Source organism: Nostoc sp. C117, from assembly GCF_043099735.1.
Classification (GTDB): Bacteria; Cyanobacteriota; Cyanobacteriia; order Cyanobacteriales; family Nostocaceae; genus Nostoc.
Window position 1 is genome coordinate 2,029,225 of record NZ_CP170991.1, and the last position, 14,704, is coordinate 2,043,928.

At 42.3% G+C, this 14,704-nt stretch carries 9 protein-coding genes; 1 reads left to right on the plus strand and 8 read right to left on the minus strand.

Features of this window, described 5'->3' with window-relative positions:
* The first annotated feature begins 37 nt into the window (after window positions 1-37).
* Window positions 38-376 carry a P-II family nitrogen regulator gene (locus ACFG4S_RS09455; RefSeq protein ID WP_012410794.1) on the plus strand — a complete coding sequence of 113 codons (339 nt, stop codon included), beginning with the start codon at window positions 38-40 and terminating at the stop codon, window positions 374-376.
* 87 nt (window positions 377-463) lie between these two features.
* Here the strand turns inward: ACFG4S_RS09455 and rdgB are convergent, their stop codons facing one another.
* The 8 genes from rdgB to ACFG4S_RS09495 form a co-directional block, all read right to left on the minus strand.
* A complete protein-coding gene (gene rdgB, locus ACFG4S_RS09460; RefSeq protein ID WP_392534555.1) occupies window positions 464-1,042 on the minus strand; it encodes an RdgB/HAM1 family non-canonical purine NTP pyrophosphatase in 579 nt (192 codons plus the stop codon).
* Between the two features lie 132 nt (window positions 1,043-1,174).
* Window positions 1,175-2,611: a phosphoglucomutase/phosphomannomutase family protein gene (locus tag ACFG4S_RS09465; RefSeq protein WP_392534556.1), complete on the minus strand. Its 1,437-nt coding sequence runs from the start codon at window positions 2,609-2,611 to the stop codon at window positions 1,175-1,177.
* Between the two features lie 242 nt (window positions 2,612-2,853).
* Window positions 2,854-8,910 carry a tetratricopeptide repeat protein gene (locus ACFG4S_RS09470; RefSeq protein ID WP_392534557.1) on the minus strand — a complete coding sequence of 2,019 codons (6,057 nt, stop codon included), beginning with the start codon at window positions 8,908-8,910 and terminating at the stop codon, window positions 2,854-2,856.
* A 41-nt stretch (window positions 8,911-8,951) separates the two neighbouring features.
* On the minus strand, window positions 8,952-10,256 hold the full coding sequence (locus tag ACFG4S_RS09475; RefSeq protein WP_392534558.1) for a P-loop NTPase fold protein: 1,305 nt from the start codon (window positions 10,254-10,256) through the stop codon (window positions 8,952-8,954).
* Between the two features lie 350 nt (window positions 10,257-10,606).
* On the minus strand, window positions 10,607-11,086 hold the full coding sequence (locus tag ACFG4S_RS09480) for a plasmid segregation centromere-binding protein ParR (RefSeq protein WP_392534559.1): 480 nt from the start codon (window positions 11,084-11,086) through the stop codon (window positions 10,607-10,609).
* A gap of 5 nt (window positions 11,087-11,091) precedes the next feature.
* Entirely contained in the window at window positions 11,092-12,240 is a 1,149-nt protein-coding gene (locus ACFG4S_RS09485; RefSeq protein ID WP_392534560.1) for a ParM/StbA family protein, read from the minus strand.
* Between the two features lie 238 nt (window positions 12,241-12,478).
* Complete coding sequence (locus ACFG4S_RS09490; protein WP_392534561.1) at window positions 12,479-13,102, minus strand: DedA family protein; 624 nt, start codon at window positions 13,100-13,102, stop codon at window positions 12,479-12,481.
* A gap of 497 nt (window positions 13,103-13,599) precedes the next feature.
* On the minus strand, window positions 13,600-14,682 hold the full coding sequence (locus tag ACFG4S_RS09495; protein WP_392534562.1) for a Gfo/Idh/MocA family oxidoreductase: 1,083 nt from the start codon (window positions 14,680-14,682) through the stop codon (window positions 13,600-13,602).
* Between the last annotated feature and the right edge of the window lie 22 nt (window positions 14,683-14,704).

The window sequence follows — 14,704 nt, forward strand, 5'->3', positions numbered from 1 at the left end:
AGATAAACGAAGCTAGTACAAGTCAGAAGTCAAAGAAATGAAAAAAGTAGAAGCTATTATCCGCCCGTTTAAGTTAGATGAAGTGAAAATTGCCTTGGTTAACGCAGGGATTGTTGGTATGACAGTTTCTGAAGTCCGAGGGTTCGGACGTCAGAAAGGTCAAACTGAACGTTATCGCGGTTCTGAGTACACTGTAGAGTTTCTGCAAAAACTGAAAGTGGAAATTGTAGTTGATGACAATCAAGTTGATATGGTGGTTGATAAAATTATCGCCGCTGCCCGCACTGGTGAAATCGGGGATGGTAAAATCTTCATCTCGCCTGTTGAGCAAGTGATTCGGATTCGTACAGGGGAAAAGAACACAGAAGCTGTTTAAAAAAGTTAGGAGTTAGGAGTTATGAGTTAGAAGTTAGGATTTGTATTCAATTCTCATTTATTATTGCTAACTCACAACTCATGACTTTTAATTCCTAACTCTCTCCAGTTGGGGAAGTAAAGCTGTAAAAGCCTTGCCTCGATGGCTAATTGACCCTTTCAACTCTCGTGTCATCTCGGCAAAGGTCAATTGCAACTCTTGTACGTAAAAAATAGGGTCATAACCAAATCCACCATCACCACGAGGTGCATGAAGAATTTCGCCACGACAAATCCCTTCTGCTTGTAAGGCGATCGCACCATCAGGACGAGCGATCGCCACTACACAAACAAATTGAGCTTGGCGATTTACTTCGTTCTCTAATTCCTTCAATAACCGAGCAATTCGTTCGGAGTCGGTTTTGGCGTAGCGTGCCGAATATACGCCTGGTGCGCCATTCAAAGCATCTACTTCCAAACCAGAATCATCGGCGATCGCCCAGTTTCCTGTGGCTTTGGCAATCTGTGACGCCTTCAGACAAGCATTGGCGGCAAAGGTTTCGCCTGTTTCTTCAATTTCTAGTTCTTCTGGTTTGAGGGTTAATTCCCAGCCAGAATTTGCCAGGTAAGCTTGCATTTCGCTCAACTTACCCGGGTTTCCTGTAGCTACTACTAGTAATTTGGGCATTGGACATCCCTTCGACTTCTCTGCGAGACGCTACGCGTAGCTTGCTTCCCCGAAGGAGGTACGTTCAGGGTAAGTGGGCATTGGGCATTAGTCATTTACCCAGGACAAAGGACAAATGACTAATAATTAATTTTACTCCGCCCACTGTTTTGCCCAAGCAAGAGTTTGATGCACTTGCTCAATTGTTGGGGCTTCGCAGTAAAGGCGTAAAACTGGCTCAGTTCCGCTAAAGCGAATCATTAACCAACTTTTATCAGCGAGGCGGTACTTGTAGCCGTCAATTGTTTGGCAATCAATTACTGCTAACCCGGCAATTTCGGTTAAGGGTTGGCTTTGCAGTTGTTGCAAAAGACGCGATCGCACTTCCATGCTTGCTAAGGGTAAATCAATGCGATCGTATGCTGAGCTAAATCCTGTTTGTTGCTGTAAGTGGCGATAATATTCACCTAAATCCAAACCAGATTCTACGATCGCTTCTAGTACGTACAATGCTGATAGGAGTGCATCGCGTTCGGGAATATGGCTACCATAGCCAATTCCTCCTGACTCTTCACCACCCAACAAAACTTCTGCTGCTAACATTCTGTCCGCGATGTATTTATAACCAACTGCCGTTTCAAAGACTGACAGGTGATGTAGTGCTGCCACAAGGGGCATTAAGTCGGAACCACTGACCGTTTTGACTATTTCACCCTTAAAGCCACGTCGTAGGGTTAAGTGGTCGATTAATATCGGGATTAATACTTGGGAACTTAGGAAGTTGGCTTCTCCGTCTACAGCTGCGATGCGATCGCAGTCTCCATCAAATACCAATCCTACAGATAAACTGGATTTATTTGTTTCTCGGTGAGTTTTGATGACTTCAAATAGCTGGGAAAGGTATTTAGGTAAGGGTTCCGGCGCACCGCCACCAAATAGAGGGTCGCGATTACTGTTGATTTCTTTAACTTTATTGCCTAGTAGTTGTGCCAATCCGCCAGCCGCCGCACCATGCATCACATCGGCGAATACCGTGAGTTTATCAGAGGCGATCGCTTCTCGAATCTTCGTAATATCAACTTTCTTTTCTAGGGCTGCGGTGTAACTAGGCCAAGGATTAAATTTCTCTTGCTTCCCTGCGGTCGCTGCGGGAGGCACTCCTTGGGATAACTGTGCTTCTATCTCCTTTGTCACTTCTGGCGACACCGAACCACCGAAATATCCCTTGACTTTTAAGCCTAAGTATGTACCTGGATTATGGCTGGCTGTAATTACTAGTGCGCCTAAGGCATTAAGTTCTTTTGCTGCCCAACTAAAAGCCGGGGTTGGGGCATAAGTTTCACTGAGTAAAACATCGAATCCGACAGCGCTAACGGTATCAGCGACAGCCTGAGCAAAGTCTTCGGCCATGAATCGGCGATCGTAACCGACAATAATTGTCCGGCTACCTACCGTAGAAAAATATGTATCATATAATACTTTTGCGGCAACTGGCGCGACTAGGGCTAGACGTTCAAAGGTGAACTCATCAGCAATCACGCCCCGCCAGCCGTCTGTACCAAACTTGATTGAGTTAGCTGCAACTGGCATCTAGGTATCCTAACTGTCTACCTGAGGATTTTACCACTGATACAGTGTGCAGAGTAAAAAAAGAATCTAGTAAAAATATGTACTGATAATATTCAACACACAAGTTAGCAATTTTGTGCAATAAAGTGGGTAGGCGCGCAGGGACTTGTCGTTAGACAGCGCCTTTTGGCTCACAAGTAAAATCGCCTTCGTAGACTTTTCACATAGTATCTACGCAAGTTTGGTTTATTTAGGGGCAAATTCTAATCGCTAAGTATTCCAGTGTTATCCAGATTTGGATGTATTAGCTGCTCTACCTCAGCAGCTTTTTCACTTAAATCAAGCTCTCTGTAGATTTGTAGACTTTGAGTGAGAAACTGGGTAGCAGTTATCTTAGTATCTGATTGATGATGCTGGGCGCGGCTCAAGTATATTTCGCCCAAGAGTTTACGAGATGAAGCTTCTAGTTTCCGGCGGTTGTATTCCTGAAAAACTTTGAGGGATTGTTGGGCTAGTTCTTCGGCTCGGTGAAGATTTTTTAAGACACTGACTTCCAGATAAGCACGGGCAATATCAAGAGCTTCTTCTGCTCGATTTACTGTCTGCCCCAGTTCGGCAAAATACGTCAAGCCAGTATTATAATATTGTTCAAATTGGCCAATTTGTTCTTGCGGTAATGAATCGTCAATAGACGATAAGTTTAAGCGTTCCGACCAGATTAAGCTAAAGATAATGTAGTCGTAAGCAAGATTTTCTTTATAGTCTCCTGTAGTATTTATTTGGATAGCTTGACAGATATTTTGTTCAGCTTGCGTCAGTAATTCAAAAGCTACTGCTCTATCTGAGGTATTTTTTGCTAGCAAGCGTTGGCTGTTACCAAGTTGTCTACAGTGCCTAGCTCCACTCTCATTATGACCTAACTGCTGATAGAGATTTCGACTTTGCTGGTAATACTCAATCGCCTTCGTGTAATCCTTGAAACTGCGGTAGCAACTAGCGATCCAAGATAGTTGATTAGCTACATTATTCTCTAGATCCAATTGCTCATAGAGATCGTGGCTTTGTTGGAAGTAGGCGATCGCTTGTTCATATTTACCCCATACTTGATAGATTCGACCTAGTTGATTGTAAGCATCTGCTATATTTATTTGGTCATCGAGTTGTTGACGGATTGTTAAATCCTTGAGTTCATATTCGAGTGCCTGTTCATATTTACCCCATTCCCGATAGCAAGTAGCCAGCCAATACCACTGATTAGCTACATTCTTATCTTGACCCAATTGCTCATAGAGGTCACGGCTTTGTTGGTAATGGGCGATCGCTTGTTCATACTTACCCCATGCTTGATAAATTCGACCTAGTTGATTGTAGCCATCGGCTACATTTGTTTGGTCGTCGAGTTGTTGATAGATTGCTAAATCCTTGAGTTCATATTCGACTGACTGCTCATATTTGCCCCATTCCCGATAGCAAACTGCTAAGTTGTACCACTGATTTGCTACATTCTTCTCTTTACCCAATTGCTCATAGAATTCACAGCTTTGTTGGTAGTGGGCGATCGCCTCTTCATACTTACCCCAAGCTTGATAGATGTGACCTAGCTGATAGTATCCTAAAGCTACATCTGATTTGTTTTCTAATTTCTGCCGTTTTGCTAAACACTGTTGCTGACACTCAAGTGCTTGTTCATATTTTCCCCATTCTCGATAGCAATCACCTAACCAATACCATTGGTTTGCTACATTCTCGTCTTGACCCAATTGCTCATAGAGGTCACGGCTTTGTTGGTGGTGGGCGATCGCTTGTTCATATTTGCCCCAAGCTTGATAGATGCGACCTAGCTGATAGTAAGTCACAGCTATCAATGATGTGTCATTTAATGTCTGGCGTATACTCAAACAATGCTGCTGATATTCTAATGCCCGTTCATATTTTCCCCAGTCCCGATAACAATCGGCTATGTTGTAGCATCTGCTAGCTACATCTTTCTCTTTGCCTAACTGTTCATAGAGATCGTGGCTTTGCTGGTAGTGAGCGATCGCTTGTTGATATTTTCCCCAAGCTTGATAGATGCGACCTAGCTGATAGTAAGTCACAGCTATCAATGATGTGTCATTTAATGTCTGGCGTATGCTCAAACAATGCTGCTGATATTCTAATGCCCGTTCATATTTTCCCCAGTCCCGATAACAATCGGCTATGTTGTAGCATCTGCTAGCTACATCTTTCTCTTTGCTTAACTGTTCATAGAGATCGCGGCTTTGCAGGTAGTGGGCGATCGCTTGTTCGTATTTGTCCCAAGCTTGATAGATGCTACCTAACTGACAGTAAGTCACAGCTATCAATGATGTATCATCTAATGTCTGGCGTATGCTCAAACAATGCTGCTGATATTCTAATGCCCGTTCATATTTTCCCCAGTCCCGATAACAATCGGCTATGTCGTAGCATCTGCTAGCTACATCTTTCTCTTTGCCTAACTGCTCATAGAGATCGCGGCTTTGCAGGTAGTGAGCGATCGCTTGTTCATACTTACCCCATGCTTGATAGATGCGTCCTAGCTGCCTATAAGCATCCGCTACGTTAGCTTGGTCATCCATCTGTTGGCGAATTGCTAAATCCTTGAGTTCACATTCAAGCGCTTGCTCATATTTACCCCATTCCCGATAGCAATCAGCTAGCAAGTAGCACAAGGTAGCCACATCCTTTTCTTTAACCAATTGCTCATAGAGGTCAAGGCTTTGCTGATAGCGGGCGATCGCTTGTTCATATTTGCCCCATGCTTGATAAATTCGACCTAGCTGATAATGAGCAAGAGCTACTTCTGATTGGTCTTCTAACTGCTGGCAAATTTCCAAATCTTTTTGTTCACACTCTACAGCTTCCTGATATTTACCCCATTCTCGGTAACATCCAGCCATGTTGTACCATCGAGCCGACACAGATTTTTCTTTTCCCAATTGCTCATAAAGGTCACGACTTTGCTGGTAATGGGCGATCGCTTCTTCGTATTTACCCCATGCTTGATAGATTTGACCTAGCTGATGGTATGCACTAGCTACACCTGATTGGTCTTCTAAATTTTGACGTTTTGCTAAACACTGTTGCTGAAATTCAACCGCCTGTTCATATTTTCCCCATTCTCGATAGCAATCACCTAACCAATACCATTGGTTTGCTACATTCTCGTCTTTACCCAATTGCTCATAGAGATCACGGCTTTGTTGGTAGTAGGCGATCGCTTGTTCATATTTTCCCCATTCTTGATAAGTTCTACCTATATTCCACAGATCGCTTGCTTCATCTTCAGACTTGCAAAACTCTTTGTCTATAGCTAAGGCTTGCTGGAAGCATTCTAGTGAATGGTCGTATTTGCTGTGTAAGCGATGACAAATACCTCGATTTCTCCAAAACAGCAGAAAAGCAGATGGATGAATATATAGAGCTAGTTTTTCAAAGCATTCTTGATAATAGTCAATTGCCCGATCTAATTTATCTTGTTCCTGATAACAAGTTGCAATTGCCCAAGCTATGTAAGCACTGAGACTGCTATTTTGCTGAACATTTATTTGTTCTATAAGCTCAACAGCTTTGGCATAATTATCTGTACGAATATAAGATATTGCCGTGAGAAAAGTTAATGCTTGTTGAGAGTCTTGATTGCTGCTATGATTTTGCCGACTAAATTCTAGAGTAGGTGTCATATCTTCACCTAGTTCTTTAACCAATTCTCTAAGACGACAAAATATAGTAGGCTCTAGCTGATTCACAATATCGATCGCGTGACTAACTAATAATCCTCCTGATTCACCACAAGCAATATAAAGAATAGCTACCTGTGCTTCTATGCGTCTCTTTTCAGGAAGTATTGAATCGTTAGCTAATTCTTTCAGTTGTTCTATAACTTCACCTTTCTGGTTAAAAATTTCAATTTGGCGTAGCAGTCTCAGCAGTTGCTTAGTTGTATCATCCTCAAAGTCTGTATCCAAAACAAGATAGGTTAAAACTAACTTGTGAATTATCTTTTTGCGAGTAATAGGATAAACTTCAACTTGAGTTAAAACTTCCCCAGCAAACAACAAATCTTTTAACCGTAATTCTGACTGTTTAGAGTTAGTAGTTGATTCTTCCTCTGAACCTGACCAAATGATAATCGCGTCTTGCAAAGATGCGTTTTTTATTGTTAACTTTCCACCTTTAATTGGAGGTTCATAAGCCTCAAGATTGCTGAAAAGCTGCTCTACTAGCCTATTAACCAGTTTACTAGAATTGCTATAGGAACCTAAAGCTAGTAAAATCGGCTCATTCCAACGTGGCTCATGCAAATGCTCGCGGATGATTTTTAAGATATCGCTTGGCTCATTATCAGCAATATAAAGTGCAGCAAAATACTCTTCAAATGTCAGGTGCATAAAACCGTATATTCCAGGCGCACGTTCCACAAATAGACCTGTAGTTTCTCGCACCTTTCGCAAAAATTCCTGCACTGCTTGGCGTACTGAGTCTGATTCTGGATTAGTAGCATTTAGTTCTGCTAGCTTTGCTCCTAACTGTTGTTCAACTTCTGCCTCACTGAGTAAACCAGAGGGCTTCTCCTCATGCATCCAGTAAGCCAGGGGTGCTAAAAATGCTACTACTTCATTTTGCTTCAGCAGCACTTTAGGAGCATCTGGCAACTTCTTCCCTAATTGCCAATCTTCGGTCAAGGTTTGCACCGCCAATTCATAAAGTTTCACCCGGCGGTTAGGTAGGCGCTCGCCATTGCGGTGAATCAGTGCCAAAATTGTCAACAGTAGAGGGTTCGCTGTCAAGCGCTTTACACCCTCATTATCTTTAATTGCCTCTAAAATCTTCCTTGCTTGGTCATCTCCTGCTCTTTGCCATTGCGCCTCATTAGCTTCTCGCTGCTGCGCTCGTTCTATGGCCAAACACCAGCGATGGAGGAATTTTTCTACTTGTTCGCTACCCATATCCTCGATAGTGAACTCAGCAAAGCGGCTACTCAGTTTCACATCGCGGTAGCCAGCTATCCTACTGGTAATGACAAACTTATTAGTAGAGAAATCATTAACAAATCGATCGATTCTTTCCACAATCAGCCTACGGCTTTCTTGTTCAAATACCTCATCTAGCCCATCCAGCAGCATTAAGCACTGCCCTTGACGCATTTTTTCTAAAAGTAGTGCCGCCACCTCTGTTCCCGCTTCAGCTTCATCTTGAAAGTCAGCTTCCCATTGGCGGTAGAATTGGCGCAGATAGTCGAGCAGACTCAAATCAGGTTCTTGTTGCAATCGTTCTGCATAATCGGCAATGCGAAAGAAAATTGGTAACAGAGCTTTACCCAATTCTTCTTCTGTTTCGCCGCCTGTAACTGTTTCATAGCCATCGCGTTTCGCTCTGGCAAAATGTAGTGCCAGATAGCGCAATAGAGTTGTTTTCCCTGCACCAGGAGCGCCAAGAATCACACAGTACGGGTTCTCCCGGACTGCATGAGATAAATCAATTCTTTGTGTGACTGTTTTGGTGCTAGAAGTGGGTATTGAACTGAGTAAAACTGGTTCGTAATAAGAAGGTTCATCTAAATCGTAGAGGCTAGAGATGCTCACGCTCAACCGATGTTCGGCTTTGCGAAATGTAGTCATCTCTTGGTCTAGTTTCGAGGTTTCTGTGACCTCCTGTCGTCTTACTGCTTGTAGTGAAATATAAATTTGATCCAGAAAAATATCTACTTGGCGCTGGACTTGCATCACACCGCTGATTTTTAGATAGGAATTCTCAGCTATCAACCACTCCAAATAAGGATAAAACAGAGGATTTACGGGTGGACGTGCCTGAAATTTCACTAATTTACCCCGCCAATCCCAGAAATCAGGCGCACGGTTCCGAAATTCTTCTAAAAATTCTTCTTTATTCAGCCAAAAAATTATGACTAATTCCCGATCGAATAGTGAATCTCTCCCTAAATTCAACTGCTTCATTTCTTGTTTGAGGCGCGATGTAGGCAGTTGATCGATTCCAAATGCCATCACCAATTGGCGTTTATTTTGGGAATTTTGATATTCAGTTTCATTCCAACTGTAAATAAAGTTATATAGCGAATTATCACTGTAAAAAAAGTTTTGAGGTTCATAAAAATCTCCGTCGCTAGCTGCTAACAGAGACTTGACTTCCTCTACTACCGGATGTTGTGGTCCACTTTCTGGCGCGATCGCAAAAATCGTTGTCGTTCCACTAGATAATTGTAAGAAGCTGACTAACTTATTTAACTCTGCTGTGTCCGTGCTGTTCAGCGAGTAAGTTGTAGATTCGTGAGAAACCATTTTAATTAGTGAAGAATTTTTAATAAGTCCAAAAATCAGAACTACTGTTTTTGTGGAGAATTAGCAGCTTGCCAACGTTGTAAATCTTCTATGAGAATCGGGTTGACATCGAACCAGGATTTTCGATTGCGATCGCAATAACCTAATATAAATTTATTTTGCAAAAGTTCATCACAAATCACAAACTGACCTTTGCTAGGTAAACTATGAGTATTAGTAGTTAAGCAACCTGTGCGATGAACCTTATCTAGTTCTGGATAATGGTAGTCACTCAAGTTATATTCTCCGCGTACTTCTTTCACAGCCTCCTGAGCAACATCTAAGTCTACATATATCAAATCTTTTCTTAAAGAAACTTCACAAGCAGTACGAGCAAGTCTTACTAAGTCACGTATCACTCCACCACTTTTTTCTGAAATTAATTCTAGTGCATCTAGATTAAATAAACCCTTATAAGCAGCACCTAAACTTGCCAAACGCTTATGAATGACACTATTAAGAATGTCTCTACCAAGCTGATTAGGAATTGTAGTAGGACATAAATTTTCATCGCACTCAAATACTGGTGGATTAGTTAAATCTAAGCATTTTTGAAAGCTTTCCATTGGTTGACGAAAGCTTGGAGAATACCTCAGTGAAATCGGAATTGCATAGATAATATGGCAACTTAATTGAGTCAGCAGTGGACTAGCGAACATTTCCAACGCTGTAGCTTGATCGTGTCGGTCAAGACCATCTACAATCACCAGTAATTTCTGCTTGTTTCTTTTTTCAGCAGCTTCTATGATGGCATTAACTCTGTCAATGATTGTGCTAAGCTGCGGACGAATGTTGAGAGTTGTAGTAACTTTTCGAGTTAGTCCTTGTTTAAGAATTAGTCCTAGTTTTTTAAGAATTTCTGGAAGTTCAAGACCAGCATTTTCAGCGTCTTCATCTTGATAAACTACAGTTTTTAGGCTTTTAAGTAAATCATCTAATAAATCCTCTCTTAAACCCCATTCTGGTTGAATAACGTTTTCAAAAATTTTAATTCCAATTAGTACTACAACCTCGGCATAGCCAATATTATATTGTTCGAGAGCGGTTACAGTATCAATCCAAATTACTGTATATTTATTATTTAAATTTTGCTCTAATCGCCGTAATTCTGTAGTTTTACCACCACCCCTGTGACCTGCTAGTAAAAATTTAGCTGGGTCGTCCTCCATATCCAGAAAAGTGATTAAATTATCTACAGGACTGTTGGCTCGCTGGACATAAAAATTTTTTAGGTCTTCAGGTGTAGTAAGTGGTTCTTCTGGCTTAAAAAGCTGGTAAGCAGGCTTCCAAAAACTGGTGTTACTCATGCGGATAAATCCTAACTGAGGGTAAACGGTATCTTGGCTTACATTTGTTTATCTCAGTATAGCTGAGTAATTTGCTGCTATCGATTGCTAGAAGTCAAAAACTTTATACTATAGTCATAAATAATACTCGATCCTACTTGAATCGCACACTAAAAATTTATGTGCGATCGCTCATTTTAACTAACTTCATTACTGGCGTAGACGCATTCGCAAACCGTTTCGTAGAGAAGCAGTTTCCTGCCACACATTGCATCTCTCTAAACTATATATAAATATTAATAATCCTTAATAGTTATAACTATTAAGGATTGTTAATATGAGCCAAAACTGCTCACAAACCTAATTGTTCCTTAAAAATCATCGAGAAACTGACTAAGGCGACTGATTACGGGGTCAACCTCTTGAGGAGGCGCAGGAGCAGTATAAGAAGTATTAGTTACTACTTCTGTCTGATTTGGATACTGAATAATTGAACGCTCATTGACTACGATCGCTAGTTGTGCAACTTGTTGAGAAAGTTGCAAAAGATGGTGTTCCATCGCCTCCAAACGATTAGATCCCTTGGCAAAAAAACGTTCCTCAAGGCCAGCCACTTGACGTTGCAGTTCACCGATTTGTTGTTCAATCGGTGTTGTTGCTTCTGTTTTTGGAGCAGGTCGTACAGATTCCGGTACACACAAGGATTGCCACAGGGCTTCTTTACATAGGTCACTGAAAGTTTTGTCGGGTTGTTTCTCCAAATAACTTTCCACTTGCGCTAACAAGCTTTCATCAGCAAGCCCTGGGTTGAACGTGACGGATTTAACTACCTTTTTTGACCATTGGAACATTAGTTTTAAGCCCTAGCAGCGCGAACGGCAGATAATTGCGCCTCTCCATAAATATACTGCCCCAAAGCATTCGCCTGCCTAGAAGGTGCAGATAAATGAGCATTAATCTTTGCTTCTTTGAGCAGACGTTGAACATCTTCCCAGAAGAACTCACCACCCCCGCCAGTGAGAATCACATCAGTGACGCGTTCTGGCAACCAAGCTAGCACACGGCTACAAATTTCCCGCGAAAACATCTCTGTGAGGTTCGGCAGAAAATCGTCTAGGTTGGTGGGCTTGCTAGCGCCTTTAGGACGGTAAAAACGTTCACCCCTGGGTTTGTTAACAGCAGAAATTAGCGCCAGAGATTGACTATCCGCGCCCTCAATTTCCGCAGCTACCAATTCATAAAACTTATTCATACCGAAGTCTTCACTCCTAGAAGCACCTCTGGCAAAGCGGAAGTTATCTACCATCAAAAGATCGACCGTTTGATGTCCGATATCAACGATCGCCACCGATATTTTTGTAAAATCGGGACTGCCGGGACTTTTCTTCGGTTGGGCTTCAGACCACAACAAGCTGCCATACCCTTCTGGCATTACCCAAACTTTATTGACATTGAGGGACACAGATTCACCTCGGAAGTTCAACACATGAGGGCCACCTACTTGGCTGATTAACTGCGCTTTTTCCTTTTCAAATTGCTCTAAAGAAAGAAAAGGCAAACCCAGTACCACTGAGATATCATTTTTCAGTTTGAAGTAGCCAGCACTTGCTAACACTTTTACCAGTGCAGCCTCTACCTTAGATTGGCCGACTCCTAAATTCGCTCCAAAATCTGCTGCTAGTTGACCTACAGCATATCCATTGCCTTGATACTCCAGCCATAAATCCATTAAGGGATCGGTAGCGCGGGCTTCAAAAACACCGCCACGTACTTGTTCTATTGACATTTGCTTGACGTTGGCAGGTACGAACACCACATTACCGGGTTCACGACTCACACAAGTTTTTGTGGAAGTTCTGCCTAAATCAACACTGAGAATAGTTTTTCCTGAAGTTGTTCCTGGTGCAGGAGTATTAACAGCATTTATGGGAGTAGATGCCGATACTCTATTCATCGGTATAGCAGCGGAATTCATTGGGGTGGCCGCGGAAGGTTGGTCTGTCATGAAAGCTCCTAGTTCTAACTTAACTGTAAAAAGTTGTCATGCTCATCTTACAAAAATGCGAGCAACCAGAAATTCTAGGTTGCGTCAAGTGTAGCTAGAAATACGCCAAAAATGAATTCTGGCGATACCTCTGGTGGGCTTTGCCAACGCACATCTAGTATTATTTGGCATAGTGTAGGCGAATTTTGGCCAGATGTAACCCCTGCTTTCACTGCTTTCAAACCAAAAGCGCCCCTGTTTATCTTCTGGTGCGTCTTAGTTGGCGCTTGAATATCCAGAAAATAAATGCTAAAACCAAACCCCCAAGCACAATTTTGGACACAGGAGCAAGGTACTTATCGACAAGTTCATACTGACTACCCAACGCGTATCCTGAGTATGTTAGCAGACCTACCCAAGCAGCGCTACCTAAGGTGCTGTAAAACAGAAATGGCAGCAAGTCCATGTTAGTGATACCTGCAGGAACAGAAATCAAGGTGCGAATTCCTGGTACAAGACGACCAATGAATACTGCTTTGTTACCTTGTTGGTCAAACCACCGTGTTGCCTTGTCAATATCTTTGCTGGATATAGCCAGCCACTTGCCGTACTTGTCAGCCCAAGCTTTCAAGCGTTTTTCACCCAGAAACTTACCTGGATAGTACCAAATAAGTGCCCCCAATACAGAACCCAAAAGTCCCGCGAAAAAGACACCAACGATATTGAGCTTTGCTCCTCCTGGTTGATATGGACTTGCTGTAAATCCAGCCAGTGGCATAATCAATTCTGAAGGAATGGGAGGAAAGAGGTTCTCTAGGAACATCAGCAGGGCGATTCCCCAATAGCCCAAAGAGTTGATAGTGTTAGTTATCCATTCAAGCATTGAGTCGATTCCTAAAAATTACTCCACTAGTTTTTTTAGTAAATTGAGCATTAGCTTTCTCAAAAGTTGACTATCTCCTCTTGTTAGAGTCAAGATGACTTGGCCAGAGGAAAAATTAGCATTGTAACTGAGGAACATAATCACAGATTGGGAAGCTAAACTACATCTATTTTGAGAACCATAGTTTTAAAAGTAGTGGGAGAATTTTGCTTTATAGTGTTGGTACCAGGCAATATAGCCACACTACTCTATGGTTCAAAATCTACGAGATTTAAGTTTTGTTTTCTAAATTATTTAGATCCCCCTTAGCCCGTTTTTTCAAAGGACTAGGGAGGATCTAAAGATTTGAGGATAAATTTGAAAACACACTCTAGGGTTCTGGGGGATTGGGCATTGGAAATTGGGCAAAAGAGTTGCATTAGCGTGGCATTTAGCCCGTGCTGAGTTAGGAGTTTTTTTATCTCCTTGTCCCCTTATATCCCCATACTCCTTTAGTTCTAGGCTGTCGGCGTCAATGATTGTACTCTTGGTTCCGATTGCCAGTCTAAGGGATTCCAAACTCTATCTTCCAAAGCCATCTGCTCAATTAAACTTGCCAATCTCAGGGCTTTGAGAGCTTGTTCACCACCTACTGAGGGTTGATTGCCACCATGTACGCAGTTGACAAAATGTTCTAATTCTGCGCTTAAAGGTTGAATATTGCTGGTGTAGACTTTTTCAATGACGCCATCTTGCCTGTAAAGTACTTGTCGGTGGTCGTTAAGAGAGTTAGCATTTGTTTGTCGATGAATCAAAATTTCATTCTTGAGAAAATCTGCTTCAGTGAATGAATTTTTGCAATGGGCAACAATCCGACGAATTTTGCGATGAGTGACTTTACTGGCAGTCAGAGTAGCGACAATGCCATTGGCAAAACCGAGGGTAGCAGTTACGTAATCTAAATAACCAGAGTCTAGGGCACGACTACCGCTAGCGGTTAATTTGGTAACTGGGGAAGCAGCTAATTCTAGAAGTAGGTCAATGTCATGGATCATTAAATCCAGGACAACGGAAACATCGTTAGCACGATCTGAGTAAGGACTCATTCGGTGGGCTTCTAGTGCCAGTAATTCTTCGGTTTTTAGAACTTGGCTTAATTCCCTAAATGCCGGATTGAAGCGCTCAATATGACCTACTTGCAGGATACATTGAGACTCCGCTGCTGCGTTTACTAGGGATTCTGCTTCAGAAATACTAGCTGCGATTGGTTTTTCAATCAAAACATGAATTCCCGCTAACAGACAGCTGATGCCCACGGCGTAATGCAGACGGGTGGGAACAGCAACACAAACTGCTTCCACCAGGGGTAGCAGGTCACAGTAGTCTTCAAAAAAACGCACTTTGTACTTGCTGGCAGTTTCTAACCCCCGCTCGACGTTAATATCTGCCACACCGACTAGTTCAACATCTTTCATTGAACTCAAGACGCGAGCGTGGTGTTGTCCCATGTTACCCACCCCAATCACGCCTATGCGGATTGGCCGTGGCTGGTTGCGCTGTGTATATGGATTCGGTTCTGCCAGTGACATGCTATTTTGCACTATTATTCTCTCCTCAACCACC